This is a genomic window from Micromonospora sp. L31, from assembly GCF_052068075.1.
Classification (GTDB): Bacteria; Actinomycetota; Actinomycetes; order Mycobacteriales; family Micromonosporaceae; genus Micromonospora; species Micromonospora purpureochromogenes.
The window spans coordinates 268,831-293,705 of the sequence record NZ_JBQHDC010000005.1 but is presented as its reverse complement, the minus strand read 5'-3'; the positions used below and the strand labels follow the sequence as shown (position 1 = coordinate 293,705).

Genomic DNA, 24,875 nt, shown 5'->3' with positions numbered 1-24,875 from the left:
CGACCCGACCTCCCCGCTCACTGCTGCTCCTCCCGCGGCCCGCGCTGGTTCAGCGCCTCCCGGGCGCGGCGCTTGGCCGCACGGGCGCCCCGCTTCGCCAGCCGGGCCGGCGTGATCGCCAGCCGACCCACCCGGTAGCTCAGCGAACCGCTGAGCAGGTTGATGGTGGCGTCGGCCCGGCGCAACGCCCGCTCCCGCGAGGTCAGCAGCTCCTCGGTCCACTTGAGCAGCGCGCCCAGCCGGGTCAGCTCCTCCCGCTGGCGCAGCCACGCCTCGCGCAGCTGCTGGTAGCTGCGCGGCCCGGCCGGCGGGTCGGTCGGCTCGACCGCGCGCAGCTCGGTGGCGAGGCGGACCCGCCCGTCGGCGTCGAGGCCGCGCAGCGCGGCGGAGACCGCCGCCTCCGCCTCGATCGCCGCGTCGACGGTGCGCCGGTCCAGCTCCCGGCCGGCGAGGCCGCCGAGCACCACGGTCAGGCCGGCGACGTCCAGGGTGGACGGCCAGGGGTGGGCGTACCCGCCGGTGAGCAGCGCGGCGGCGAACCGCCACAGGCTCCGGGCGAGCACCACGTCCACGTCCATCGGCGCGGCGGCCCGCCAGCTCGGGTCGAGCACCGCGTGCTCGTCGCCGGCCACCACCACGTTGTCCGTGCTGGCTAGGGCCACCGCGCCGCCCAGTCGACCGTGGGAGTCGGCGCCGGCGGCGAGCCAGGTCGCGTACCCGCGCAGCAGCCGGCGCAGGGTGTCCAGGTCGCGGCGCAGGCAGGCGTCGAGCAGCAGGGTGCGCAGCAGCCGCCCCTCGGGGACCGGCCCGTCCAGCGCGCCCGCGTCCCGGTAGGCCGCCTCGCGGGTGGCGAACGGCGCCGGCTCCGGCCGGCTGACCCGGCCGCCCACCCGCCACCGCCAGCCGTCCGGTCCGTCGACCACCTCGACCACGCCGATCCCCGGCGGCCCGGTCTGCACCAGCGCCACGGGCAGCGCGGCCGGCGACGGGTCGGCCGGGCCGGTGTCCGGGTCGGCGGGCCGGTGGGCGAGCAGCAGCCAGCCCGGCGCCAGCGCCGAGCCGAGGCCCGCGTGCAGCGCGTCGACGGCCAGCCGGGCCGGGTCCTGGAGCACGGTGGCCGCGCCGTCCGCGCAGGCACCGTGCAGCACCGCGTCGAACAGCCCCGACGTGGTCCGCCGGTCCAGCTCGTCGGCGGCCACCAGCGCGGTCGGCGCGGTCGGATCGGGGTACGCCGCGAAGCAGGCCGCCGGCCGCAGTCCCGCCCCGGTGACCCGGTCGCGCAACTGCTCCCGGTTGGCCGGCCGGTCGGTGTCGAGCACCCCGCCGATGGTCCAGGCGGAGTCGGCGCGGTCGGCGTACCAGGGGGCGGTGGCCACCAGCCGGTGCACGCCGAGCGGGTTGTCCAGCCGCAGCAGCAGCTTGCCGCCCGGGCGCAGTGCCCGCGCCAGCCGGTCCAGCACGCCGTCCCAGCCCAGCCGGGGGCCCTCCACCGACTCCACGGCGTCCAGCCCGGCGGCGGCCACCACCACGTCGAAGGTCTCGCCGGCGGGCAGGCCGGAGGGGCCGCCCACCACCACCCGGGCGCCCCGCTCGGCCAGCGCCACCCCGTCCGGGTGGCTGCGCAGCAGGCAGGTCACCTCCGCGTGCGCCAGCCGGGTCAGCAGCGCCGGGTCGTGCGGCCCGGCCAGCAGCACCCGCGCCCCCGCCGGTACGACCCGGGCCGTCAGCGCGGCCAGCGGCCCGCCGTCGGGCAGCCGCTCCTCCGGCAGGTCGGACCAGGCCAGCATCTCCCCGCCGGGCAGCGCGATCCGGGCCGCCGTCTCAGTCGTCAACTCTTCTCCTCCTGGAGGTTCGCCCACCCGAGCAGCTCGCGCAGCTCGGCCGGCGTACAGCGGTGGTCGGTGCCCAGTTCGGCGCGGGCGATCTCGACGGCGGTCGGCAGGTCGACGGACTCGCCGTGCAGCTCCGGCCACTGCCGGCGGATCCGGGCGGTGCCGCCGAAGGTCGGGTCCTCGGCGGCGAGGATCATCGGGTCGCCGTAGACGGCGGGTTCGCAGCCGGCGGCGATGCCGTAGAAGATCGCGCTGGTCAGCCGGTTGGAGGCGACCCGCTTGTGCCGGCGCAGCTCGGTGAGCTGCTTGTCGAGGAAGAGCGGGTCGGTGTCCTTCCACCAGTGGCCGCGGTAGCCGTGGCAGATGACCCGGAAGCCGGCGTTCTCGTAGAGCCGGCGCACCCGGCGCATGCCGTACTCGTGCCAGTAGAGGCAGACCGTGACCGGGCCGGGTTCGGTGGCCCGGATCCGGGCGATCAGCTCCTTGTGGTCGCCCTTGACGTGCTGGCCCTCCCAGCCGTGGAACGGGTACCAGATGGTGCCCGCCCGCTCCGCCTCCGGCGGGTCCTGCGGGCGCAGCGACAGCAGGTAGGTGAACGGCGCGCCGACGGTGACCACGTTGCGCCGCCCCACCGACCAGGCCCGCCGCCGGGTCTGCTCGGACCAGAGCAGGCTGGGGGTGAACTCGGCGTACGGGTGGCCGGGAGCCAGCCCGTCGCCGATGTTCCAGCCGTGCTGGACGTACCCGTTGATCCGGGGCGGGTGCCCGTCGCCCAGCCCGCAGTAGCGGGCCAGCACGTGCGCGTGGCCGTAGAAATGGTTCGCGTGGTGCATCGGTTCCCCCGTCAGGCGGCGGCGGGACGTGCCGTGACGCCCCGCAGCGCCGCGCCCAGCGCGTCGATCACGCGATCCTGGTCGGCGTCGGTCAGGCTCGGGAAGAGCGGCAACGACAGCTGCTGCTCATAGAACGACTCGGCCACCGGGCAGGATCCGCGCCGGTAGCCGAGGTCGGCGAAGGCCGGGTGCCAGTGCGCGGGCAGGTAGTTGACCTGGACGCCGATCCCGGCGGCCCGCATCCGGTCGTACACCTCACGGCGGCGGCCGTCGAGCACCCGGATCGGGTAGAGGTGCCAGGCCGGGGCGGCCCACGAGCGGCGGCCGGGCCGCCGCACGCCGTCCAGGTCGGCCAGCGCCTCGTCGTACCGGGCGACCAGCCGGTCCCGGGCGGCGAGGAAGTCGCCGAGCCGGCGCAGCTGGCTGCGGCCGAGCGCGCAGAGCACGTCGGGCAGCCGGTAGTTCAGGCCGAACTCGTGCACCTCCTGGTGCCAGCCGCCCTCGTCCGGCCAGCGCAGCGCGTCCCGCTCGCGGACCAGCCCGATGTTGCGGAACCGGCGGGCCCGGGTCAGCAGCTCCGCGTCGAGCGCGGCGACCGCGCCGCCCTCGGCCGTGGTCAGGTTCTTGGTGGGAAAGAACGAGAAGGTGGTCAGGTCGGCCAGCGAGCCGACCGGCCGGCCCCGGTAGGTGGCGCCGATGGAGTGCGCCGCGTCGGCCAGCAGCAGCGCGTCGCTGCCGGCGAGGGCGCCGCGCAGGGCGTCGTAGTCGGCCGGGTGGCCGGCGTAGTCGACGGCGGAGACCACCCGGGTACGCGAGGTCGTCGCGGCGGCCGCCGCGGCCGGGTCGAGGGTGAAGGTCTCCTCCTCGACGTCGGCGAAGACCACCTTCGCGCCGAGCGCCACCGCGCTGCTGGCGGTGGCGACGAACGTCATCGGCGGCACCACCACCTCGTCGCCGGGGCCCACCCCGGCCGCCGCGTACCCGACGTGCAGGGCGGCGGTGCCGTTGGAGACCGCCGCGCAGCCGACCCCGCCGGTCCAGCTCGCCAGGTCGGTCTCGAAGGCGTCGACCTGCGGGCCGGTGGTGAGCCAGTCGCTGCGCAGCGCGGCCACCACGGCGGCGACGTCGTCGGCGGTGACCGACTGCCGCCCGTACGGCAGCATCGCCGTCACGCGCCGAGGCCGAGCATGTCGCGCAGCTGCTCGACGCTCAGCCACTCGTCGTTGGTGTCCGACTGGTACGCGAACCCGTCCGGCACCGGCTCGCAGCCGACCGGCGGCTGGTAGCCCCAGGTGGCGATGGTGGGCTGGACGATGAACCGGTCCTTGGCGCGCAGCGTCCGCCGGCTGTCGTCCGGGGCGATCATCTCCTCGTGCAGCTTCTCGCCCGGCCGGATGCCGATCTCGTGGGTGGTGGCGTCCGGGGCGACCGCCTCGACCAGGTCGAGGATGCGCATGCTGGGGATGCGCGGCACGAACAGCTCGCCGCCCTGCATCTGGTCGAAGCTGTCCATGACGAACTGGACGGCCTGGTCGAGGGTGATCCAGAACCGGGTCATCCGCTTGTCGGTGATGGGCAGGCTCTTGCCCTCGGCGGCCAGCCGGCGGAACAGCGGCACCACCGACCCGCGGCTGCCCACCACGTTGCCGTAGCGGACCACGGCGAAGCGGGTGGGGTGCTGGGCGGCGTAGTGGTTGGCGGAGACGAAGAGCTTGTCGCCGACCAGCTTGGTGGCGCCGTACAGGTTGATCGGGCTGGACGCCTTGTCGGTGGAGAGCGCGATGACCTTCTTGACGCCGGCCTCGATCGCGGCGTCCACCACGTGCTGGGAGCCGGTGATGTTGGTGGCGATGAACTCCGACGGGTTGTACTCGGCGGTGTCCACCTGCTTCAACGCCGCCGCGTGCACCACGTGCTCGACGCCGTGCATGGCCCGGGTGAGCCGGTGCCGGTCCCGGATGTCGCCGATGAACCAGCGCAGCCGCGGGTCGTCGCCGAGTTGCTGGCGCAGCTCGTACTGCTTCAGCTCGTCGCGGGAGAAGACCACCACCCGGGCCGGGTCGGCCTCGGCCAGGATGTGCCGGAGGAAGGTCCTACCGAAGGAACCGGTGCCGCCGGTGACCAGGATGGAGGATCCCGTCAGCTCGCTCAATGTGGTGCTCCCATGATCGCAGGTTGTGCGTCGGCGGCCGGGGGCCACGCGACCGGACGGACGCTAGCCACGGCGGGTTAACACCCCGACGCGCCCGGGTGAACCGCCCGCGCTGGTCCCGTGAATGCCGGACACCCGGCAGGCGAACACTTGCGTCGCCCCCGCCGAGCGGCTGACCGGCGGGAACTGTGCTGGCTACAGTGGCCCCGCGTACGCGACGGCCGGCCCCCGGCCCGGTCGCCCTCCGGCCCCGCGCCGCCCGCCACGACCCCTCCGCCCGACCCGCCCGCCGCGCCCCGCCGCGCGGCCGGCGCGCTCACCAGCGACCAGGAGACGAGATGACGTCCGACGTACGGGACCGGGTCGCCGACCCGGCCGACCCGGTCGAGGCGCCGGCGGCGCCGGCCCGGCGGCGCTGGCTGGTGCCGGCGCTGCTGGTCCTGGGCTGGCTCGCCGGGGTGGCCTGGCGGATGTGGCTGGCCCGGCACGTCGCCCTGCCGATCGCGCACACCGACGAGGACAGCTACCTCAACACCGCCCGGGCGCTGGCCGGCGGGCCGGGCGGCTTCAGCAGCGAGAACGGCCCGCTGCGCCGGGTCGGCTACCCGATGCTGATCTCCCCGGCGTTCCTCGGCGAGCGGGACTTCACCGACAGCTACCGCCTGGTGCAGCTGATCAACGCGGCGGTCAACGCCACCGTGCTGCCGCTGGCGTACCTGCTGGCGCGTCGGCTGCTCGCGCTGCGCCGGTCGTACGCGCTGGTCGCCGCCGCGGTGGCCGCCACCCTGCCGGCCACCGCCTTCTACGCCGAGGTGGCGATGATCGACGCGGTGCTGGCGCCGCTGGTGCTGGCCTGGTTGCTGGCCGTGCACCGGTGGGTCGCCCGGCCGGGAGTGCTGGCCGCCGCGACGGTGGGCACGCTGGTCGGCGCGTTCCACCTGCTGCACTCCCGGGGCCTGGTGATCGTGGCGGTGCACGCCGGTCTGGTCCTGCTGCTGCTGGTCCGCCGCCGGGTCACCCTCGGCCAGGCGCTGGCCGCGGTGCTGCCCGTGCTGGCCCTGGCCCTGGTGAACGCCGTCGGCATCCGGTTGCTCGGCGACCGGGTCTACCTGTTGGGCAACCCGCCCGGCGGCGGCACCGTCCGGGCCGTCGCCTCCGGGCAGGGGCTGCTGCGGCTGGGGGCGGCCGTCGCCACGCAGCTCTGGTACCTGGTGGTGATCACCTTCGGGATGGCCGGGATCGCCTGGGCCGCCGCGGTGCGCGAGCTGCGCCGGCGCGGGGGCGACCCGGCCGTCCGCTGGACGCTCGGCGTCGCCCTGGTGACGAGCGTCGGCGTGGCCGGCGGCGCGTCGGTGATCCTGGCCGGCATCACCACCAAGCCGCTGGACGCCATCTACGGGCGGTACGTGCAGATGCTGGCCCCGTTCTGGCTGCTGGTTGGGGTGGCGGTGCTGCTCACCGTGGCGTACCGGGTGCTGCTGGCCCGGGCGGCCGTCGCGGTCGCGTTGCTGGTGGGGGGTGCGGCGCTGATCGCCGCCCGGCTCGCCTACGTGGCGAGTCGGGGGCACGAGCTGCGCTACGGCGGCTTCGGTGCCCCCGACCTGATGGCGCTGACCGGCGGCTGGCGCGAGTTCCGCCCGTTCACCGGGGCGGCGGTGGGCGCGGTGGCCTGCCTGCTGCTGGTCGCCGCGGTCCGGGTGCCGAGGCTGCGGGTGCCGGTGCTCGCCGTGCTGGTCGTGGTGAACCTCGGCACCATGCAGGTGATCACCGACCGGCTGGTCCGGCCGATGGTGGCGGCCACCGCGCCGACCCCGCGCGTCGCCGACCTCGGGGTACGGCCCGGCGAGCGGGTCTACGCCTCCGTCGGGGTGCACTACATCCTGCGGTTCAACCTGAGCCACCAGGTGACCTGGAGCGACGTGCGGTGGTTCAGCGACCGGCCGCCGGCCGCCGCCGACGTGGTCTTCGCCCGCTGGGCGCCCGGCGCTGCGGACGACTGGGACGGCACCCGCTACGGCTTCGTCCGCCTCGGCGGCAATCCGGGCCAGCACTGGGCGGCCTGGCGGCGCGGCTGACGATTCTTTCCCGACCTCGATGAACGGGAAATGGCCGGCCGGTTAATGCGCGGCGGACAATTGTCGACATCAGCGCCGTCAACGATTCTCCCGATGCAGCGAAACGGGGACGACGGTGATTTCCCGCCCGTCGTGCACCTGCTGTTCCGCACTGCCCTCGACGAACCGGAAGCGGCGGTTCATCTGGCGGACCACCGTGTTGTCGGCCAGCACCTCCCCGTCGAGCCGGTCGAGCCGCAACTCGTCGAAGGCGTGGTCCACCGCCGCCCGCATCACCGCCAGCCAGGCCGGCAGCGTCTCGCCCCGCTCGGCCAGCCCCTCGGCGTCCAGGTAGAAGCCCCAGGAACCGGTACGCGGACCGGCCAGGCGCAGGTCGAAGAAGGTCACCACGCCGCACGGCCGGCCGTCGTGGACGTACACCAGCACCCGGCGGGTGGGGTCGGTGCGCACCCGCGACCACCACGCGGCGTGCTCCTCGGCGGTGATCTCGTGACTGTTCTTGCTGACCTGCCGGTTGGTTTCCTGATTACGCCAGGACAACATCAGGTTAACGTCGTCCTCGGTCGCCTCACGCAGCACGCCGACCTCTTTCCGTTCGATTCCTGCGGGCCTCGGGAACCCTACCCGGGAAATGGTGAGGTCAATTCCCGGGCTGTACACTCCGCCGCATGAACGAATTGAGTCGCGCGCAGATCCGCGACCTCATGGCGCAGGTGCTCGCCAACCAGGGCAAGGTGCTCCCGGACGACGACGACGCCGACCTGCGGGAGATCGGCTTCCGGTCGCTGGACTTCTCCGAGCTGGCCCTGCGGGTCGAGGACGAGACGGGGGAGGAGCTCAACTTCGACGCCCCCGGCCTGCGCCGGATCGCCACCGTCGGCGACGTCCTCGACTTCCTCGGCACGCTCCAGCGGCAGTGACCGTCACGACCTCCACCCCGGCCGGCCTGGACAACCGGGTCGTCGTCGGGGGCACCGCGCGCACCTGGCGGGCGCTGCCCGCGCCGGCGCTGCCGTCGCCCGCCGCCGTCCTCGCCGCCGGCTCCGCCGACGCGCTGGCCGCCGCCCGGCAGCACGCCGAGCACGGCACCGAGCTGCTGCTCAGCACCGCGCACCGGGTCGACCCGGCGATGCGGGACGAGCTGCGCGAGGCCGGCTTCGCGCTGGCCACCCTGGACGCCGCCGGCCCGGTGACCGTCCCGCCGACAACCGCCCGCCCGGCCGAGCCCGGCCGGCTCTGGCTGCTCACCTCCGGCTCCACCGGGCGGCCCAAGCGGGTCGGGCACACCCTGGACTCGCTGACCACCGTCCGGGGCGCCCAGCCGGAGCGGACCTGGCTCTGCCCGTACGCCCCCGGCACGTACGCCTGGTGGCAGGTGGTGACGCTGTCGCTCACCCAGCCCGGACAGCACCTCGTGGTGGTCGACCCGGACGAGTTGGACGAGTGGCCGGCCGTCGCCGCCGCGCACGGCGTGGACGCCGCCTCCGGCACCCCGACCTTCTGGCGGCGCACCCTGCACCGCGACGGCGCGGCGCTGGCCCGGGTGCCGCTGCGCCAGCTCACCCTCGGCGGGGAGCCGGTCGACCAGGCCGTCCTGGACCAGCTCCGCGCGGTCTTCCCGACCGCCCGGATCTCCTGGATCTACGCCTCCTCCGAGGTCGGCGCGTCCATCGTGGTGCACGACGGCCGCGCCGGGTTCCCGGTCGACTGGCTGGACCGGGAGGTGCCCGGCCGGCCCCGGCTCTCGGTCGACGGCGAGGAACTGGTGGTCAGCTCGCCGTACCACGGGGTCGGGCTCGACGGGCCGGTGCGCACCGGCGACCGGGTGCAGGTGGTCGACGACCGGGTGCTGATCACCGGCCGGCTCGACTCCGACGAGATCAACGTCGGCGGCAGCAAGGTCTCCGCCGGGCTGGTCCGGAACGTGCTCACCGCCCACCCCCGGGTGGCCTGGGCCCGGGTCACCGGTCGGCGGGCGCCGGTGCTCGGCCGGATGGTCGTCGCCGAGGTGGTGCCGACGCCGTCCGGCGACCCGCTGGACGAGGCCATGCTGGTGCGCTGGTGCGCCGACCGGCTCCCCGACTACGCGGTGCCGCGCCGCATCCGCATGTTCACCGAGATCCCCGTCAAGGAGACGTTGAAGAGCGATGTCTGACTCCCCGCTCGTCCCGCCCAGCACCGTGGTCCTCGTCTCCGGCGGTTCCCGGGGGCTGGGCCTGGCCATCGTCACCGACCTGCTCGACGCCGGCGTACGGGTGGCGGCCTTCGCCCGTACCGTCACGCCGGAGCTGGAGAAGTTGGCCGCCGAGCATCCCGACCGGGTGCACGTCGGCGCGGTCGACGTCACCGACCCGGCCGCCACCCTGGCCTTCGTGCGGGAGGTGGAGGAGCGGCTCGGCCCGATCGACGGCGTCGTCAACAACGCCGCCGTCGGGCAGGACTCGCTGCACGTGCACACCTCCACCGGCGACATCGCCCGGATCATCGAGACCAACCTGACCGCGCCGTTGCAGCTCACCCGCCTGGTGATCCGGCGGATGCTGGGCAAGGGGCTGCGCGGACGGATCGTCAACATCACCTCGATCTGCGCGCAGCGCGGCTTCCCGGGACTGGTGGCGTACTCGGCCACCAAGGGCGGCATGGACGCCGCCACCCGCTCGCTGGCCCGCGAGTTGGGCGGCCGGATGCTGGTCAACTCGGTGGCGCCCGGCTTCTTCGCCTCGGAGATGTCCGCCGTGCTGGGCAGCACCCAGCTCGACCAGATCGTCCGGCGCACCCCCACCGGCCACCTCACCGAGCCGGAGGAGGTCGTGCCGGTGGTGCGGATGCTGCTGCGCGAGCAGACCAACATCAACGGCCAGGTGATCGTGGTGGACGGTGCGGCCTCCGTCTGACGCCGCCCTGTCCCGGCCGGGGCCCGCCGCCCGCGCGCCCCGGCCGGTGCCGGCCCTGCTCGGCGCCGCCGAACGGCACCTGCGGGTGGGCCGGCCGGCCGACCTGGGGTACGCCGTCACCCGCAGCCACCTCGACGACGGACGCTGCGTGGGCTGGTACGGCCCACCGACCCCGGGCTGGCGGGTCGCGGTGGACGCCGAACGGGCCGACGCGGACGTCCCGCCCGCCCTGGCGCACCGGTTCGGGCGGGCCGACTTCTGGGCCCGCTGGACCCGGGCGGAGAGCCTCTGCAAGCTGGCCGACGTGCCGGTGGCCGCCTGGTGGCGGCGGCACGGGCTGGCCGTACCCCCGGAGAGCCGGGCGGTGTGGCGGACCCTGCGCCTGGACGACGTGGTGGTGACGGTCGCCTTCGCGCCCTGACCAGCCGCCTCTCGCCCAGCCGTCCCGCGCTTCGCGGTGCGGGCCGCGCAGCGGGAGCCCGGGACGCGCGACGCCGCCTCCGAGACGACCGCGGCCCGGTCGGTTGAGTCGTTGACGACATCAGCTCGAAAGGCGACCGGACACCCTGCCGGCCGGCGGACGGCGACACCGGCCCCGGAAGCCCGGAGCCGGTGTCGGTCAGCGACGGCTCAGACGAGGTCCCAGCTCAGCGGGGTGCCGCGCGGGACGTCGACGGCGAAGGTGCGGCCCAGCACCTTCTCGATCTCCACCGGCGGCAACCCGCCCGCGGGCCGGATCGACCGCACGTTGTCGGCGGTCACCGGGTCGCCGGCGCGCACGTCCGCGACCACGTAGAGCGAACGGCGGAACCGCAGCCCCTCCCGCTCGGCGGGGGTGGGGCCGATCGCGGTGCCGCCCAGCGCCGCGTACGCCCGCCCCGACTCGACCACCAGCGCGGCCAGCTCGTCCGGGTTGAGGGAGAAGTCGGAGTCCACCCCGCCGTCGGCGCGGTCCAGCGTCACGTGCTTCTCGATGAAACACGCGCCCAGCGCCACGGAGGCGACCGGCACGCCGATGCCGGGGGTGTGGTCGGAGAGCCCCACCGGCACGCCGAACGCGTCGGCGAGCACCGGGATACGGCGCAGGTTGCTGTCCGCCGGCGGCGCCGGGTAGGAGGCGGTGCAGGCCAGCAGCACGATGCCGCCGGCCCCGCCCTCGCGGGCGGTCCGCACCGCGGCGTCGATCTCGGCCACCGTCGCCATCCCGGTCGAGATGACCAGCGGCTTGCCGGTGCCGGCGACCAGCCGGATCAGCGGCAGGTCGACCAGCTCCGACGAGGCGATCTTGTACGCCGGCGCGTCCAGCTCCTCCAGCAGCTCCACCGCCGTGGCGTCGAACGGCGAGGAGAAGACGGTCAGCCCCCGCTCGCGGGCCCGGGCGAAGATCGGCGCGTGCCACTCGTACGGCGTGTGCGCCCGCTCGTAGAGCCGGTACAGGTTCTGCCCGCCCCACAGCTCGTGCCCACCGGAGATCCGGAAGGCCGGGGTGTCGACGTCGATGGTGATCGTGTCCGGCCGGTACGTCTGGAGCTTCAGCGCGTGCGCCCCGCTGGCCGCGACGGCGTCCACGATGGCCAGCGCCCGGTCCAGGTCACCGTTGTGGTTGCCGGACATCTCGGCGACCACGAAGGGCCGCTCCCCGGCGCCGACCACGTGCGGCCCGATCTTCACTGTCGTCATGCCCGACCTCTGTCCGCTGTGCGTCCGCGCAGGCGCGCGGTCCCTGCCTCGTCGTCCGGGGACGACCTGGAAAACTCCGCCGCCGGGTGCCGCCCCAACCGGGTCCGGGCATCACGGCGGCACGACGTGTCGACCCTCGCCGTCACGGCGTGCCGTGACGGGCCAGCGCGTCGCTCGCCTCGGCCGGGTCGGCGGCGACCCGGTCCGCAGCCGCCGATGCGACGGCGGCGCCGGCCGGGGGAGCGGCGGGCCGGCGCAGCCGACCGGCCAGCCGGTGGGCCTGGCGCAGCGCCGCGTACGCGAGGTAGTTGTCCCGGCCCACCAGCCGGTGCTTGAGCCCGGCCACCCCGGCGGGGCGGGGGTAGCCGCCCGCCGGCAGGTGGCGACGATACTGGGCGGCCACCCGGTGGAAGAACTTTCGGCGCAGGTGCGGGTGCAGCCGGTCGTCGTTGCCGACCACCACCAGCATGTGGTTGACCATCAGCCCGAACAGCTCGGCCCGCAGCCGCTCGTCCGGGTACCGCCGCCCGACCCAGTCCAGCAGCCGGTCGTACTGGTCGAAGGCGTCGAAGTGCCGGCCGCTGCGGGTGGAGGTGATCGCGCCCTGCCGGCCCTGCCGGTAGAGGTAGCAGACCCGGTCCAGCACCGAGATCTTCTCCGCGCCGATCAGCAGCGGGTGGCTGAACGGGATGTCCTCGTACCAGCCGGGGTGGAAGCGCAGCTCCAGCTCGTCCATGAAGGCGCGGCGGACCACCTTGTTCCAGGCGGTGTGCTGCACCCGCAGCAGCTGCGGCCGGTCGGCCAGCCGGACCACGTCGGGCACCCCGCGCAGCAGGGGACTGCTGGCGTCCAGCTCGCGCCGCCCGCCCTCGTGCACCCGCACGTGGTCCAGCAGCAGCACGTCGGGGCGGTGCGCGCGCAGCCGGTCCAGCACCGCGGGGATGGTGCCCGGCGGCAGCCAGTCGTCACTGTCGACGAACCAGACGTAGTCGCCGGTCGCCACCGCCAGGCCGGCGTTGCGGGCCGGGCCCAGCCCGACGTTGCTGCTCAGGTGCACGGTGCGGACCTCGGACCGGCCGGCGGCGTACGAACGCAGCATGTCCCCGCACCGGTCCGGGGAGGCGTCGTCGACGGCGACCAGCTCGACCGTGCCCCGCTCGTCGGCCGGGACGTCCGCCCGGATCGACTCGAGGCACTGGTACAGGTACGCCTCCACCCCGTGGACCGGCACGACGATGCTCAGCAGAGGGGTGGCGCGCGTCGGCTCGTTGACCACGCCGCCACCCTGGTGCACCCGGGTGGACGGCCTCGGAACCTGACGTATCCGGTGGAGATGGAGTTACTGAACAGCCGCCGAGCGGCGGGTTAACGACTCAGGATCCGCCGTACCGGCGCGCCGACCGCGCGCCTGACCCGGGCCCGCAGCCGCTGCTCCTCCAGCGTGCGCACCTGGCCGTCCAGCGCGGTGTTGCGGTCCCGCAGCCACTGGATCCGCTCCAGCAGGGCCTCCGGGGAGGTCGCGGTGGCCGGCCGGACGGCCGGCGGGAAGCTGGTGGCGCGGACCCGCTCGTCGAAGCGGGCGGTGGCGTCCCCGTCGTCGAACGCGTTGCCGAGCCGGTGCGCGGCCAGGAACGCCGCCATCCGCTCGTAGCGGTCCCGGTGGCCGGCGTGCATGGCGGTGTAGTCCGCCTCGGCGTAGAGCTGCGCGGCGTCGATGTCGGCGGGCACCTCCTTCATCGTCCGGTGCGGGATGTCGAAGTACCGGGCCAGCTCCAGCGTGCGCGAGTCGTGCGCGAAGAGGTAGCCGGGGGTCCCGGCGACCAGCGCGGTGATGGTGCCGTGGATGCGGGTGCCGAAGGCGAAGTCGAACCCGGAGAGGTAGTCCATCCAGGTCCACGGGTCCAGGAACATCCGCACCTTGTCCTCGACGAACAGCGGGTGGGAGGTGTGCACCGGGATCTGGCTGGTCTTTCCCCGGTCCTCCGGGGCGTCGCCGTAGAGCAGCGTGCCGAGGGTGGTGAGGTCCTGCGGCAGGTAGCGCAGGTTCGGGTAGCGCCGGTGGTGCGCGGCGATGATCTTCGCCATCGACTTGACGTACGGGGAGACGGTCAGCGCCACCCGGGCGTCCGGCTCCAGCGTCGGCCTGGTCTTCTCCACCGTCAGCCGGTCGCCGTGCAGGAACATCGACGGGCAGCCGATCACGTCGACCGCCGAGAAGCCCAGGGTGCGCAGGTAGCTCTCGGTGATCTCGCCGCGTACGCCGATGCTGGGCGAGCGGTTGAGCACGGCCCGGACGAACCGGCTGACCACGGCGTCGATCGGGCGCAGGTACTCCCGGTCGCCGGTGACGTCGGTCTGCACCCCGACCCCGAGCACGACCACCGGGATCTTCAGCCGCTCGACCAGCCGGGTCATCAGCTCGATGCGGTGCGTGTAGCTGCGCCGGAAGGCGTTGGCCAGCGGGATGACGTAGACGTCGTACTTCTCGTTGATCTCGTCGGTCTCGCGTGGGTTGACCTTGAACTCGGTCGGCGTGATCGCGGCGGTCGTCGTGCCGAGCAGCTTGTGGGCGGCGTGGCTGAAGACGAGGTTGCCGTTGTTGGCCCCGATCCAGTCGCCCTCGAAGGCCTCCTCGGCGGAGCGGACGTCGAACGGGCCCTTCTTCGCCCGCATCAGGATCCGCTCGTGCATCGCCGCTCCATCTCGTGGTCCACGCGTGCCGGGGCGGCCCGGTGGGAGGGCGCCGGCCGGCCCGCCGCCGGGCACGACGTCGGCGGGGGTCCGGGGAATATTAGGGCAATCTGCAGCCCGCGTACATCTCCCGGTGGGTCGGCGTCCCCCGACCCGGTCGTGGCGGCCCCACCAGCCGGTAGGGTGCCCGGACGGCGGCACGACCGGTGCCGCCGTCCGGCGCCGGGCCGCGGTCGCGGCGGCGAGCGGCCGGGGGAGGAGAGGTACGTGCGGGTGAGCGTGGCGACGGCGGGGTGCCCGGCATGACGAGCGCGGTGGGCGCACCGACGGCCACGGCGAGCCGGCTGCCCTCGCTGACCGGGCTGCGCTGGGTGGCCGCGATGCTGGTCTTCGGCTACCACGCGGGCACCATGCGGATCGTCGGTGAACCGGACTACCAGGCGGTCGTCGGCGGGGTGTTCACCCTGGGCCTGTCCGGGGTGCAGTTCTTCTTCATCCTCAGCGGGTTCGTGCTGGTCTGGTCGGCCCGCGACGGGGAGCGGCGGCGCGACTTCTGGCGGCGGCGGCTCGCCAAGATCTACCCGAACCACGTGCTGACCTGGGTGGCGGCCCTGCTCGTGATGTGGTGGTTCGCGGACACCATCGTGCCCCGCGCCGCGCTGGAGAGCCTCCTGCTCGTGCAGGCCTGGGACCCGACGCCCGGCTACTTCTACAGCATCAACACGGTGAGCTGGTCGCTCTCCTGCGAGCTGTTCTTCTACCTCTGCCTGCCGCTGGTGCTGCCGGCGCTGCGCCGGGCCCGGGCCGGCCTGCTCTGGGCGGTGGTGGCGGCGGTGCCGCTGCTGATCGTGGCCCTCTGGCCCGGGCAGGCGCTGGTGCCGGAGGAGAGCACCTGGTGGTTCACCCAGATCTTCCCGGTGGTCCGCTCGCTGGAGTTCTGGCTGGGCGTGGCGGCCGCCGAGCTGATGCGGCGGGGCCGCTGGCGGGGGCCCGGCCTGCCGCTGGCCAGCCTCATCTTCGTGGTCACCTGGGTGGTGGCGGGGCAGTGGATCCGCGCCGAGCTCTGGGCGGCGATCCTGTCCGTGGCGTACATCCTGGTCATCACCGCCGCGGCGGACGCCGACGTGCGCGGTCGGCCCTCGCCCTGGCGGCACCGCCGGCTGGTCTGGCTCGGTGAGGTCTCCTTCGCCTTCTACCTGGTGCACGTGCTGGTGATGGTCACCGTGCTGCGGGCCACCGGCCACCTCGGCGTCGGGCTGCCCGGCTGGTGGGGACCGCTGGCGGTGCTCGGCTTCCTGGCCGTGAACCTGGTGCTGGCCGCCCTGCTGCACCGCTGGGTCGAGACGCCGATGATGCGCCGCCTGGCACCCCGTCGCCGGCCCCGTCCCGCCCCGTCCACCCTGGACGCGGCGGCGGCGCCGACGCCGCGCCCCACGCCGGCGCCGCGGGCGGCCGCCGACGGCGCGCCGGCTGGCCGACCCATCGAGTACGCGGGCCCGCGCGACCCCCACTGACCCCCCGTCCACCCCGGCCGGTACCCGGTCCGGTCCGCTGCCCGTGCGCCTCGCGCGGTTTGCGGCGTGTCGCGGTGACGTTCGCCGGGGAGGGCGCGACACGCCGCAAACGGGCGGGCGACTGTCGCGACGCACGTTGGTGAGCGCCGCGCCGACACGCCCGGCGACGCTGCGATCACCCGGCATCGGCGGTAGCGTGGTGCCGTGCTCCCGGTCGCGCTCACCAGTCCTCTGTGGTGGGTGGCGCGCTGGAGTTCCCGGCTGCTGACCGGCCTCGCCCTGGCGGTCGCGCTCTCCCTCGGCGGTCCGGCCGTGCCGGACGCCGGCGCGCTCACCGCCGCTCCCAGCCCGGCGGGCGCACCGATCCTCGTCGATCTGGCGGTGCCCGACGGGTTCGCGGTCCGCGCGGCCGCCGTCCCCGCCGTGGCGCTCGCCGCCGGCGACGCCCAGAGCGAGGGCCGCGCATTCGTCGCCCCGCCCGCCGCCCCGCTCGCTCCGGTCACCTCGATCGACCCGGTCGGCCGGCCGGCCCATCCGGTCACCTCGCCGCCGCTGCCCCTGACCGGGCTGGCCGCCGCCGCGACCGGTCCCCGCGCCCCGCCGCTCGGCTGACCGCCACGCGGGGCCACCCGCGACCGCGCCCTCGAGAACCTCACCACCGCACCCGCCCCCGGCACGCGGCGCCGCCCCGGCCTCGCCCCGTCGCCCCCCGGGCCGGTGTGGGACTCCTCTTTCCGCATCCCGCTTCCGGGAGGTGCCCACCGTGAACACCGTCCTCTACCAGTTCCTCGTCGAGGTCCCGACCGCCGCCGCCATCTGGTCGGCCCTGCTCGTGCTCGCCCTGACCGTGCTCACCGTGCTGGTCGCCCGCCCCGAGCGGGACCCGGCCCCCGACGAGCCGGTCGTCGACCCGGCCGCCGACCCCGCGACCGAGCTGGCGGACCTGCGCCGGTACGCCGAGGAGGTCGCCGTCGCGGCGGCCGGCGCCGCCCAGACCGCGCGCCGGTGGCGGGATGCCTGGCTGGCCGCCCAGGAGGAGGTGGACCGGGCCTGGACGGCGTACGACGAGGCGGAGACCGCCGCCCGCCGGTTCACCGGCGCCGCCGCGCTGCCCGCCCCGCGTACCCCGCGCACGCCGGCCGAGTACGCGGGCCGGGAGCGCTGGCTGCACCAGGCGGCGGTGGCGGCCCACTGGCGCGGTGAGCTGCCGGTGGAGCGGCTGCGGGACGTCTTCGCGCACCGGGACGGTTGGGACCCCCGGCGGCACCCCGTCGAGCAGGAGGTGCTGCTGGCCCGGGCGGTACGCGACGGCCGGCGGGACGCGTACCGGGCGGCGGCCGGGCGGGAGCGGTCGGCGTGGCGGGACGCCGAACTGGCCGCCGAGGCGGCCCGCGCGCTCGCCGTCGAGGCGTACGCGGCGGCGGAGCGGCTGCGTCCCGCGCGGCTGCCCGCCCAGCGGACGGCGACGGCGACGGCCCGGACCGCGCTCGCGGCGCGGTGGCGGCCGGCCCGGGTGGGCTGAGGACGCGACCAAATTGTTACCCGTATTTCCGTGAGTCGCGTCACGGCGATCGGGAAACCGGTCATCCGGTCACAGGCGGTGACATCGATCGCGACGATCGGCAGTGTTTGCCGCCGCGCTGTCCGGTTGTCGCCCGACGGTCCCGGAACAACCGCCTGTCCCATTGAGTGACGTCAGTGTCGAACTGTACGGCAAATTTGTCGCCCTGATCATGTTTAAGCAGCTGGCGGCGCTTGGCCGACACGTGACCGACCAGTAATGTCGCCCGGGTCCGGTGCGGTTTCCGATCGCAAGAGGCGACGCCGCGCCGACCCGCTCAATCGTGATTCCACGAACCGGGGACCCATGCACGTCCGGGGTGAATCCGCGGGCCACGGCCCGTGGTAGGGCGCTCTTCCCGCCCGAATCCGTCAGCTAACCCGGTAGGCGGTGTCGGAAGGAGTTCCAACTTTTGCTGCTCCCTCGCATTCCTCGGCTTGCTCTCCACCTCGGTACCGGGGTGTTCGTGCCGGTCCGCCGCGCCCTCGCGCGCTGATCCCGGCCCCACCTCGCCGCCCGGTCACCGACCGGGCGCACCCCCGCCGAGCGGCCTCGCACACCGGTTCTGACGCCGCGCGTGACGTCCCGTCACGCGCCGGTCCGGCACGCCGCTCCCGCCCTCGTACCGTGGAGGAAAACACGTGAAGCACCCCCTGAAGCGGCAGCTGCGACGCCTGGCCACCGAGCGGTCCTACCAGCTGGTCGCCGGCTCGGCCGCCGCGCTCGTGCTCGTCTCCGGCGCCAGCACGCTGCTCGCCGACGAGGCGCCCGCCCGCCAGCAGACCTCGGCCGCCGTCGCCGAGGTGGCGCCCCGGCTGGACGACGTCGCGACCCGCAGCCAGGCCCGCGTCGCCGCCCCGTCCCACAAGCCGTCGCCCTCGGCCAGCCCCTCGCCGTCGGCGAGCGCCACCAAGGCCAAGGCGGACCCGGACCTGACCCGCAAGGCGGCCCCCAAGCCGCCGTCGACCAAGGTCCTCCGTTACGACTACCAGGCGCAGACCACCTTCTACAACTGCGGTCCGGCCGCGGTGCGCAACGCGCTCAGCGCGGCGGGCATCGAGCGGACCCAGGACGAGCTGGCCGGCCCGCTCGGCACCACCGAGATGGGCACCAACTCGGCGCTGGACACGACCCGGGTCCTGAACCAGATCGTCAAGGGCGACCCGTACCGGACTCGGATGTTCCGGGGCACCCCCAGCTCCGCGCAGATCGACCGGCTCCAGGCCGACGTGATCGCGGCGATCACCGACGGCCGGGGCGTCGTGGTGAACGTGGCGGGGAGCGCCACCGACACCGACGGCGGCTGGCACTCCTTCCCGGGCGGCCACTACATCGCGGTGGTCGGCTACAAGAACGACGGCCGGACGGTCCGGATCGCCGACTCGGCGGACCCGAACCTGCCGTCGTACTGGGTCAGCACCATCGACCTGGCGAACTGGATCGCCACCCGCGGCTACTCCGCCTGATCCAATACCGTCGCTCGTCCGGGCACCGGCTCCCCTGGGGGCCGGTGCCCGTCGCCGTTGGCGCGGGTCTCGCGCGCCGCGACCGGGCGGTGGCACACTGCGGCCCATGACCGACGACTCGGGTACCCGCCGGCTGCTGTTGCTGCTGCACGGGATGGGCACCACCGGCGACGTGTGGCTGCCCTGGGCGCCGCTGCTGGAACACCGCTGGCCGGGCCGCTGGCTGGCGCCGGACCTGGCCGGCCACGGCTTCTCGCCGCCGCTGCCGGGGTACTCCTTCGCGGGGTTCGCGGAGCAGGTCGCGGCGGGGCTCGGCCCGGTGCCCGAGGGGGCCCGCCCGAGTGACCGCCTGGTCGTCCTCGGCCACTCCCTCGGCGGGGTGGTCGCGCTGGCGCTGGCCGCCCGCGACGCCGGGCTCCCGGTGGACGCGGTGGTCGGGCTGGGCATCAAGGCGGTCTGGTCGCCGGCCGAGCTGGCCCGGGCGCGCGAGCTGGCGGAGCGCCCGGTGACCTGGTTCGCCACCCGGGACGAGGCGGCCCGCCGCTACCTGAAGGTGGCCGGCCTCGGCGGGCTCTTCGCGCCGGACCATCCGGTGGTCGACGCGGGGCTGCGTGCCGAGGACGGCCGCTGGCGGCTGGCCATGGACCCGGCCGCCTTCGCGGTGGGCGCGCCGGAGCTGCCGGCCCTGCTGGCCGCCACCGACGTCCCGGTGCTGCTGGCCCGGGGCGAGCACGACCCGATGGTCAGCGACGCGCAGCTCGCCGAGCTGGGCGTGCCGGTGGCGACCCTGCCCGGCCTCGGCCACAACGCGCACGTGGAGGACCCGGCGGCGGTGCTGGCCCTGCTCGACCCGTACCTGTGACCGGTTGCGGACGCGGGCGTCGCCGTCGTGGGTCGCATGCGGCTCGGGACCACCTGCCGGACGTTCGAGCTCTCCGTCCATACCGGACCTCGCCACGGCGCCGCTCAGCTCGGCTGCCACGCCGCCTGCTGTCGTGACGGGTCGGCCGCAGGCGGCACGTTCGATGCTTCTTCGCTGCTTCCGCGCGGGCGGTCGCTCAGTCGGAGATGCCGGTGTGCCCGACGACCTTCTCCACGGTCAGGCGCACCAGCAGCTCGCCCGGCACGGCGTTGCGCGCCCCGTATGCCTCGGCCAGGTCCGGCCCCATGTAGCGCTCGGCGATCCGGATCGCCCACCGCCGCATCTCGGGCAGGTCCTCGGTGATCGTCGCGCGCCCACGCAGCGTCACGAACGCGTACGGCGGTTTCTCGTCGTCGACGCACAGCACGGCCCTGCCGTCGCGGGCGAGGTTGCGGCCCTTCACCGAGGTCTTGCCGGTGTTGAACAGCACGTCGTCGCCGTCGAGTACGAACCACACTGGGACGACGTGCGGCGAGCCGTCGGCCCGGGTCGTCGCGAGCTTGCCGGTGCGGGTGCCGTACGAGACGAACTGCTGCCACTCCCCGTCGATCATCGACTTCGCCATGCGGCCATTATGGTGCCGTCCGGCGTCTCAACCATCGCAGACTGCTGCTGCCTGACGCCTCGCCTACAAGGCGCTTTCGTCAAGAGTCGTAGCGTCCGCTGGCGTCCACCAGGTTCGGGTCGGAGCCGACGCCCGTTCGCACTCATCTGGCTTCGGCCGCCATCGTTGATGTCAACGAGTGATGTCAGCCGCTGTTGTCGGCTCCCTGCCCGCTGCTGGTAGAACCGCTGGATGGATCAACTGACCGACCCGGTTGCCGGGCTCGACGAGGTCCCGTGGGAGTCGCTGCACCACGCGTATGGGCCGGCCGTCGACGTACCGGAACAGTTGCGGGCGTTGCGCTCGGCGGAGGTGCCGGTCCGGCGCCGTGCCTTGTCCGAGCTGTTCGGCAACGTCTACCACCAGGGCACGCGGTGGGGGGCAAGTTGTCACGTGGTGCCGTTCCTGGTGGCGCTCGCTGACGACCCGGACACCCCGGACCGGGCAGCGGTGGCCGACCTGCTCCGTTCGGTGGTGCTCGGCGACCGGCGCGACGACGAGCTGCCGTTCGACCCGCGGCGGACCTTCGCCGCCGCCGAGGGGATCACCGACGACCAGGCGGCCCTGGTGGAGCGGCATCTGGAGGCCGAGGACCTGTTCGAGCACGAGGAGGTTGCGGAGCTGGCTGACAACGTGGCGGTCCGCTGGGAGGCCGACGCCTTCCATGCTGGAGCCCGGCACACCGACCGGTACGTCCGCTGGCTCACCGATCCGGACCCGCAGTTGGCCGCGTACGCCGCCGAACTACTCGTCTGGTTCGCACCGGACGAGGCCGCGTTGGCCGGGCTCATCTCGGTCCCTGGTGACGAGGCTGGCGCCGCCACTCGGGCGAGCGCCAACCTGACCCTCGCCCACTGGCCGGTCGGCTCGGAACGGATCGACGCCCGCCTCCGCGAGCTGCTGTCCGCGAACACAGCGGTCGTCCGGGTCACGGCGGCAGTGGGACTGGCGTACCGGCTCGGCGACCAGCTACCCGACCTGGCCCTCGACGTCCTCACCGACGCCCGCAGCTCCGACGTCGATGCCGAAGTACCCGGCTGGTACCGGTCGGTGCGCGGGTTCGTGGCCCTCGCGTTGCACCGGCTCGGTCTCGGCTGACTTGTCGCTGCGACACACGGTTCAGGAACGGGTTTGCACTTCCTGCTGGACGCGGCCCCAGCTGCGGAAACGTAATTAGCCCCGCAGGAGCTTGCTTGACCAGTCCCCGCATAGTCGGGATCTTCAACCGTTGTGGTCCGGTCCCCACCCACGTAGGTCGTCGGGCAGGTGTGCGCGCGAACGCGGTGTGCAACGATGATCGGCATGTCGACTCCACGAAAGGGCAATGCCGCGTAGGCGCCCCACACAACTGCGTGCCGACTCCATTTACCGGCGACGGCTTGACGGGTCAACCTCTGTCATCCCCGGGCTCTCGGTCCGGGGCTTGAGAGCCATCGCCTACCTCGAACGCACCCGCCTCTGGAACCAGGCCGTGTCTGATGCACTGCGGACCTGGTCATGGTTCGTGCGCCACCCTTCGCATCGCTTGTGGGACCCCACACTGCCGTCTGTGGGGTGATGGAGTGCTGTCCGAACCCGCCCGAGCTGCGCTGGATCCTGGACGTCGCCGTTGCCGTCCTGCCGCCGAAGGACGCCCGAACCGTCCGCAAGCAGATCGCAGCCCTCGATGAGCTGTGGTGACACGCCGCAACGGCATCTCGTCGGCTCGGGCGCCTCCGACCCGTCGTTCATGACCCCGTCGGATGTCAACGCCTGCGCGCCGCAGTATGGCTGCATCTGCCTACCCCTACCTGTCCGCGTCTCCTCGACGTAGGCGAGGGCTGCCTGACCGGCTCGCCGCTACCGCTCGTCGGCCTAGGCAGGGGCGGTCGTGCAGGAACCAGGCGTCGCTGCGTTGGTCTCTGTTGCAGCTAGGGTTCGGCTGTACCGTGCTCCGGACCACCAAGCCGCGCTGACCAGACGGCAAGACCATGGCCCCGGCGCTGGGCGCCGGGGCCATCGAGCCCATTCATCCTGGCGGAGGCTGGTCATCAGCTCCCGGAGTCCGGGAACAGGTACAGGTCGAACCACGTCTCCTGGTTGTCAAGCAGCAACTGCTGGCTGCCGTAGAGGCTGGGGGGGCCAGCATGGGTGCCGGTGAGGGTGTAGAGGCCCGGATCGACGGCGAATTGGAAGCCACCGTCGGGGCCAGTGACAACCTCGATCCCAGCCGGCTCCAGCCGGATCGTCGCCCCCTCCACCGGCAGCCAGGTGGTCGCGTCGAGCGCTTGGCCCTTGAGGTTCGAGATGGCGGACACCGTGAAGGTTCCCTGCGTCATGGGGCTGAGCCGGCCGTGGCGGTCGACCGCCACCGCGTACACCGGATGCTCACCGCCCACGCTGCCGACGTCGATCGTCACATTGGCCGTACCATCCGGCGCCGCTGGGACCTCGCTGTCCAGCTTGGTGTCGTCGACGCTGTACCGGAACCTGGTCACCGTGGTGTCCCCGTTCGCGTCGAACCGAATGGCGATCTGGCCACCTCCGGCGACGCTGTCCCCGTTCGGGAAGCTGATCGCCGGTTGGAGGGGCACCTTCGTCCCGCCTGCCCGCCCGACGGCCGCCGACGCTGGCGACGCCACCAGCGTCGTACCGGCGGCCAGCAGCATCAGCGACGCGGCGGTTGCAGCGAGCGCGCGGCGAGTAGCACCGGTCCGCGCCCCCGAGGTTAGTCCGACAAACATTCCAGCCCCCGCATCATCAGAACGTCACGGCGCGATCAACCTAGCCAGCAAGATGATCTCCGTCAACGTCTTTCGACGCGGTGCGAATGGACCTGTGGGAAGCACTCAAGCGCCTCGGCGATTCCCTCGGCACTTGACCATTGCTGTAATTAGCTGCTGTACGGCAGCAGAAAGGCCAGCTCCCAATACTGGGCAGTGGCCTTTGACCTGCCTGCGCGATACTGGGATCGAACCAGTGACCTCTACCGGCCACCGCTGTCATATCGATGCCTGTTCGCTGTTTCTTCCGCCGAGCCGCCCGAGCCTGTGGAGCACTCGGGCGGCTGCTGACAGTGGCCGCCCTCGGCGGACGCTTGGGCAGGTTCAACTAGCCAGGAAGTACCACTCCATCCCGACACTGATCACCGAAGGTGAGGCGTACCCTCCGCTTCCGTTGCCGTGGTAGCGGTAGAGATCGCCGTTCGAGTGCAGGGCGACCAGGTCGCCCTTGCCGTCGCGGTTGAAGTCTCCGAGTCCGGCGATGTCAATGAAGTTGCCCCAGCCGCAGCCGACCTGCACGCCGCTGCTGAAACCTCCGCTGCCGTTACCGTTGAAGCGATACAGACAGTTGTTGCCGTTATTGATACCGACGAGGTCGGCGTTGCCGTCACCGTTCAGGTCGCCCGCGCCCGTCAGCGCGCCTGCGTACAGGCTCCAGCCGCTGCAGCCTAGTTGCACGCCCGTGCCGAACCCGCCGTTGCCGTTGCCGTACCAGCGGTACAGGCAGTCGTTGTTCCCGTTGACGGCAACGAGGTCGCCGTTGCCGTCGTTGTTCAGGTCGCCGGCACCGGCAAGGCTGTAGGGGCCCCAACCGCATCCGAGTTGCGTCCCTCCGCTGACCGTGCCGTCGCCGTCTCCGTACCAGCGGTACAGGCAGCCGTTGTCGTAGTGGATGGAGACAAGATCACCGACACCGTCCCGGTTCAGGTCGCCCGGAGCGGACAGGTCGTACCTGTAGGGGAACCATCCGAAGCCGACATCGGCCCAACGGTCGACACCGCCGCTACCGTCACCCACCTGGACCATCATGCCGCCGCTGGACAAGATGAACGGAATGTCGCTGACACCGTCGCGGTTGAAGTCGTTCCGCTTGTCATAAATCGTGGCCTGTGCAGGACTTCCCACCAGGACGGCTGCCGCAGCCATGGCGGCAACAACGACGAACCCCATCCATTTACGCAAGGACGTGCTCCTCCCCCGAGAAGGCGTTCCCCGCATCCATGCAGGTGAATCACCAAGCCGGACGCTATCACCGCCGACATCTCGGCGGGGGGCAGCCGATCTCGCCCACAAGCGTTACATCGCCCGTGAAGCCTTCGCCCACCTCGCTCGCCCGGCCCGACCTGCGGACCTACCGCTACAGCGGATGCCAAGATCCCTCGGTGCTTGCTGCCTTCTCGCTGCCTTCGGGCAACGAGTGACCCTCAGATAAGAGTCAAGGCCCCTCGTTTGAGGGGCCTTGAGCTTGCCCTATTCATGGTGGGGCGATACTGGGATCGAACCAGTGACCTCGTCGGTGTGAACTCTCGGCAAGGCGGTCGGTTCGGGCTTGATGCGAGGTCAGACGGCCTGCTGACGCGTCCGGCTCGGCTGACACGATTGCCGTACTTCGCTGCTGTACTGCTGGCGTCACACGAGGCGCTGGACACGGACCTTCGGGCGCTCGTTCTTCAGGTGGCCCTGCTTGTGCTGGCGGACCTGCTCGTCCCAGACCGCCTGGTCGTAGTCCGGGTCAGGTGGGATCCACCTGTGCGAGCCGTCGCTGTAGTGGAACTTCTCGTCCCCGGGCCGCAGGAGGCTCATCGGATCCAGCCGAGAAAGCGTCGGTGTAGCACGCCTGCCGGCACCCAGGACAGATCCGGCGCGGCACGCACCAGTTGGGCACCCAT

Annotated in this window: 24 protein-coding genes and 1 riboswitch; of the genes, 12 read left to right on the top strand and 12 right to left on the bottom strand. The window is 73.3% G+C overall.

Features of this window, described 5'->3' with window-relative positions; translation table 11 throughout:
- Nucleotides 1–17: 17 nt before the first annotated feature.
- From ACTMS9_RS16650 to pseB, 4 genes are read right to left on the bottom strand one after another with little or no spacing between them, the layout of a single operon-like run.
- On the bottom strand, nt 18–1,832 hold the full coding sequence (locus ACTMS9_RS16650; protein ID WP_441165384.1) for a class I SAM-dependent methyltransferase: 1,815 nt from the start codon (nt 1,830–1,832) through the stop codon (nt 18–20).
- Nucleotides 1,829–2,665, bottom strand: a complete 837-nt coding sequence (locus ACTMS9_RS16645; protein WP_441165383.1) for a hypothetical protein — start codon at nt 2,663–2,665, stop codon at nt 1,829–1,831. The genes ACTMS9_RS16650 and ACTMS9_RS16645 overlap by 4 nt, the downstream gene beginning before the upstream one ends.
- A gap of 11 nt (nt 2,666–2,676) precedes the next feature.
- Nucleotides 2,677–3,837 (bottom strand): DegT/DnrJ/EryC1/StrS family aminotransferase, encoded by a 1,161-nt coding sequence (locus ACTMS9_RS16640; protein WP_441165382.1) that lies wholly within the window; start codon nt 3,835–3,837, stop codon nt 2,677–2,679.
- Nucleotides 3,834–4,817 (bottom strand): UDP-N-acetylglucosamine 4,6-dehydratase (inverting), encoded by a 984-nt coding sequence (gene pseB / locus ACTMS9_RS16635; protein ID WP_441147941.1) that lies wholly within the window; start codon nt 4,815–4,817, stop codon nt 3,834–3,836. The genes ACTMS9_RS16640 and pseB overlap by 4 nt, the downstream gene beginning before the upstream one ends.
- A gap of 338 nt (nt 4,818–5,155) precedes the next feature.
- Here pseB and ACTMS9_RS16630 point away from each other — a divergent pair, with 338 nt between their 5' ends.
- Nucleotides 5,156–6,892, top strand: coding sequence for a hypothetical protein (locus ACTMS9_RS16630; RefSeq protein ID WP_441147942.1), 1,737 nt, complete (start codon nt 5,156–5,158; stop codon nt 6,890–6,892).
- A 78-nt stretch (nt 6,893–6,970) separates the two neighbouring features.
- Here ACTMS9_RS16630 and ACTMS9_RS16625 read toward each other — a convergent pair whose 3' ends face one another.
- The gene (locus ACTMS9_RS16625) at nt 6,971–7,471 is read right to left on the bottom strand and encodes a GNAT family N-acetyltransferase (protein ID WP_441165381.1); all 501 of its coding nucleotides are present in this window, start codon (nt 7,469–7,471) and stop codon (nt 6,971–6,973) included.
- 89 nt (nt 7,472–7,560) lie between these two features.
- Between ACTMS9_RS16625 and ACTMS9_RS16620 the strand changes: the two genes are divergently transcribed.
- Genes ACTMS9_RS16620 through ACTMS9_RS16605 form a run of 4 tightly spaced genes read left to right on the top strand, consistent with a single transcriptional unit; the run spans nt 7,561 to nt 10,207 of the window.
- Entirely contained in the window at nt 7,561–7,812 is a 252-nt protein-coding gene (locus ACTMS9_RS16620) for a phosphopantetheine-binding protein (protein ID WP_436682724.1), read from the top strand.
- Nucleotides 7,809–9,047: an AMP-binding protein gene (locus ACTMS9_RS16615; RefSeq protein WP_441147944.1), complete on the top strand. Its 1,239-nt coding sequence runs from the start codon at nt 7,809–7,811 to the stop codon at nt 9,045–9,047. The genes ACTMS9_RS16620 and ACTMS9_RS16615 overlap by 4 nt, the downstream gene beginning before the upstream one ends.
- Nucleotides 9,040–9,786, top strand: a complete 747-nt coding sequence (locus ACTMS9_RS16610) for an SDR family NAD(P)-dependent oxidoreductase (RefSeq protein WP_441147945.1) — start codon at nt 9,040–9,042, stop codon at nt 9,784–9,786. Before ACTMS9_RS16615 ends, ACTMS9_RS16610 begins: the two co-directional genes overlap by 8 nt.
- The gene (locus tag ACTMS9_RS16605) at nt 9,770–10,207 is read left to right on the top strand and encodes a hypothetical protein (protein ID WP_441147946.1); all 438 of its coding nucleotides are present in this window, start codon (nt 9,770–9,772) and stop codon (nt 10,205–10,207) included. Before ACTMS9_RS16610 ends, ACTMS9_RS16605 begins: the two co-directional genes overlap by 17 nt.
- A 209-nt stretch (nt 10,208–10,416) precedes the next feature.
- On the opposite strand, the gene pseI is transcribed toward ACTMS9_RS16605, so the two are convergent.
- From pseI to ACTMS9_RS16590, 3 genes are all read right to left on the bottom strand, one after another.
- Nucleotides 10,417–11,466, bottom strand: coding sequence for a pseudaminic acid synthase (pseI, locus tag ACTMS9_RS16600; RefSeq protein WP_441147947.1), 1,050 nt, complete (start codon nt 11,464–11,466; stop codon nt 10,417–10,419).
- 142 nt (nt 11,467–11,608) lie between these two features.
- On the bottom strand, nt 11,609–12,742 hold the full coding sequence (locus ACTMS9_RS16595) for a glycosyltransferase family 2 protein (RefSeq protein WP_441147948.1): 1,134 nt from the start codon (nt 12,740–12,742) through the stop codon (nt 11,609–11,611).
- Between the two features lie 89 nt (nt 12,743–12,831).
- On the bottom strand, nt 12,832–14,157 hold the full coding sequence (locus ACTMS9_RS16590; protein WP_441165380.1) for a polysaccharide pyruvyl transferase family protein: 1,326 nt from the start codon (nt 14,155–14,157) through the stop codon (nt 12,832–12,834).
- Between the two features lie 302 nt (nt 14,158–14,459).
- Between ACTMS9_RS16590 and ACTMS9_RS16585 the strand changes: the two genes are divergently transcribed.
- The 5 genes from ACTMS9_RS16585 (at nt 14,460) to ACTMS9_RS16565 (ending at nt 19,560) form a co-directional block, all read left to right on the top strand.
- The gene (locus tag ACTMS9_RS16585) at nt 14,460–15,671 is read left to right on the top strand and encodes an acyltransferase family protein (RefSeq protein ID WP_441165379.1); all 1,212 of its coding nucleotides are present in this window, start codon (nt 14,460–14,462) and stop codon (nt 15,669–15,671) included.
- A 204-nt stretch (nt 15,672–15,875) separates the two neighbouring features.
- Nucleotides 15,876–16,283, top strand: coding sequence for a hypothetical protein (locus ACTMS9_RS16580; protein WP_441147951.1), 408 nt, complete (start codon nt 15,876–15,878; stop codon nt 16,281–16,283).
- Nucleotides 16,284–16,434: 151 nt separating this feature from the next.
- Nucleotides 16,435–17,193: a hypothetical protein gene (locus ACTMS9_RS16575; RefSeq protein ID WP_441147952.1), complete on the top strand. Its 759-nt coding sequence runs from the start codon at nt 16,435–16,437 to the stop codon at nt 17,191–17,193.
- 303 nt (nt 17,194–17,496) lie between these two features.
- Nucleotides 17,497–17,637, top strand: a riboswitch (cyclic di-AMP (ydaO/yuaA leader).
- Nucleotides 17,638–17,873: 236 nt separating this feature from the next.
- Nucleotides 17,874–18,698: a C39 family peptidase gene (locus ACTMS9_RS16570; RefSeq protein WP_441165378.1), complete on the top strand. Its 825-nt coding sequence runs from the start codon at nt 17,874–17,876 to the stop codon at nt 18,696–18,698.
- A 106-nt stretch (nt 18,699–18,804) separates the two neighbouring features.
- Nucleotides 18,805–19,560, top strand: coding sequence for an alpha/beta fold hydrolase (locus ACTMS9_RS16565; RefSeq protein ID WP_441147954.1), 756 nt, complete (start codon nt 18,805–18,807; stop codon nt 19,558–19,560).
- Between the two features lie 196 nt (nt 19,561–19,756).
- Here ACTMS9_RS16565 and ACTMS9_RS16560 read toward each other — a convergent pair whose 3' ends face one another.
- Nucleotides 19,757–20,185 (bottom strand): PPOX class F420-dependent oxidoreductase, encoded by a 429-nt coding sequence (locus ACTMS9_RS16560; RefSeq protein WP_441147955.1) that lies wholly within the window; start codon nt 20,183–20,185, stop codon nt 19,757–19,759.
- 231 nt (nt 20,186–20,416) lie between these two features.
- Here ACTMS9_RS16560 and ACTMS9_RS16555 point away from each other — a divergent pair, with 231 nt between their 5' ends.
- The gene (locus tag ACTMS9_RS16555) at nt 20,417–21,322 is read left to right on the top strand and encodes a hypothetical protein (RefSeq protein WP_441165377.1); all 906 of its coding nucleotides are present in this window, start codon (nt 20,417–20,419) and stop codon (nt 21,320–21,322) included.
- 456 nt (nt 21,323–21,778) lie between these two features.
- Nucleotides 21,779–21,904 carry a hypothetical protein gene (locus tag ACTMS9_RS16550; protein ID WP_441165376.1) on the top strand — a complete coding sequence of 42 codons (126 nt, stop codon included), beginning with the start codon at nt 21,779–21,781 and terminating at the stop codon, nt 21,902–21,904.
- A gap of 350 nt (nt 21,905–22,254) precedes the next feature.
- On the opposite strand, the gene ACTMS9_RS16545 is transcribed toward ACTMS9_RS16550, so the two are convergent.
- The 3 genes from ACTMS9_RS16545 to ACTMS9_RS16535 form a co-directional block, all read right to left on the bottom strand.
- Nucleotides 22,255–22,872: a hypothetical protein gene (locus ACTMS9_RS16545; protein WP_441165375.1), complete on the bottom strand. Its 618-nt coding sequence runs from the start codon at nt 22,870–22,872 to the stop codon at nt 22,255–22,257.
- 438 nt (nt 22,873–23,310) lie between these two features.
- Nucleotides 23,311–24,168, bottom strand: coding sequence for an FG-GAP repeat domain-containing protein (locus tag ACTMS9_RS16540; protein WP_441165374.1), 858 nt, complete (start codon nt 24,166–24,168; stop codon nt 23,311–23,313).
- 447 nt (nt 24,169–24,615) lie between these two features.
- Nucleotides 24,616–24,789 carry a hypothetical protein gene (locus ACTMS9_RS16535; RefSeq protein ID WP_441165373.1) on the bottom strand — a complete coding sequence of 58 codons (174 nt, stop codon included), beginning with the start codon at nt 24,787–24,789 and terminating at the stop codon, nt 24,616–24,618.
- Nucleotides 24,790–24,875: the final 86 nt, after the last annotated feature.

What these genes read in the sequence shown, in the direction of transcription:
- ACTMS9_RS16645 (WP_441165383.1), bottom strand. Translation starts at nt 2,665, where the DNA reads ATGCACCACGCGAACCATTTCTACGGCCACGCGCACGTGCTGGCCCGC.
- ACTMS9_RS16630 (WP_441147942.1), top strand. Translation starts at nt 5,156, where the DNA reads ATGACGTCCGACGTACGGGACCGGGTCGCCGACCCGGCCGACCCGGTC.
- ACTMS9_RS16620 (WP_436682724.1), top strand. Translation starts at nt 7,561, where the DNA reads ATGAACGAATTGAGTCGCGCGCAGATCCGCGACCTCATGGCGCAGGTG.
- ACTMS9_RS16610 (WP_441147945.1), top strand. Translation starts at nt 9,040, where the DNA reads ATGTCTGACTCCCCGCTCGTCCCGCCCAGCACCGTGGTCCTCGTCTCC.
- pseI (WP_441147947.1), bottom strand. Translation starts at nt 11,466, where the DNA reads ATGACGACAGTGAAGATCGGGCCGCACGTGGTCGGCGCCGGGGAGCGG.
- ACTMS9_RS16590 (WP_441165380.1), bottom strand. Translation starts at nt 14,157, where the DNA reads ATGCACGAGCGGATCCTGATGCGGGCGAAGAAGGGCCCGTTCGACGTC.
- ACTMS9_RS16585 (WP_441165379.1), top strand. Translation starts at nt 14,460, where the DNA reads ATGACGAGCGCGGTGGGCGCACCGACGGCCACGGCGAGCCGGCTGCCC.
- ACTMS9_RS16565 (WP_441147954.1), top strand. Translation starts at nt 18,805, where the DNA reads ATGACCGACGACTCGGGTACCCGCCGGCTGCTGTTGCTGCTGCACGGG.
- ACTMS9_RS16560 (WP_441147955.1), bottom strand. Translation starts at nt 20,185, where the DNA reads ATGGCGAAGTCGATGATCGACGGGGAGTGGCAGCAGTTCGTCTCGTAC.
- ACTMS9_RS16555 (WP_441165377.1), top strand. Translation starts at nt 20,417, where the DNA reads ATGGATCAACTGACCGACCCGGTTGCCGGGCTCGACGAGGTCCCGTGG.
- ACTMS9_RS16545 (WP_441165375.1), bottom strand. Translation starts at nt 22,872, where the DNA reads ATGCTGCTGGCCGCCGGTACGACGCTGGTGGCGTCGCCAGCGTCGGCG.
- ACTMS9_RS16535 (WP_441165373.1), bottom strand. Translation starts at nt 24,789, where the DNA reads ATGAGCCTCCTGCGGCCCGGGGACGAGAAGTTCCACTACAGCGACGGC.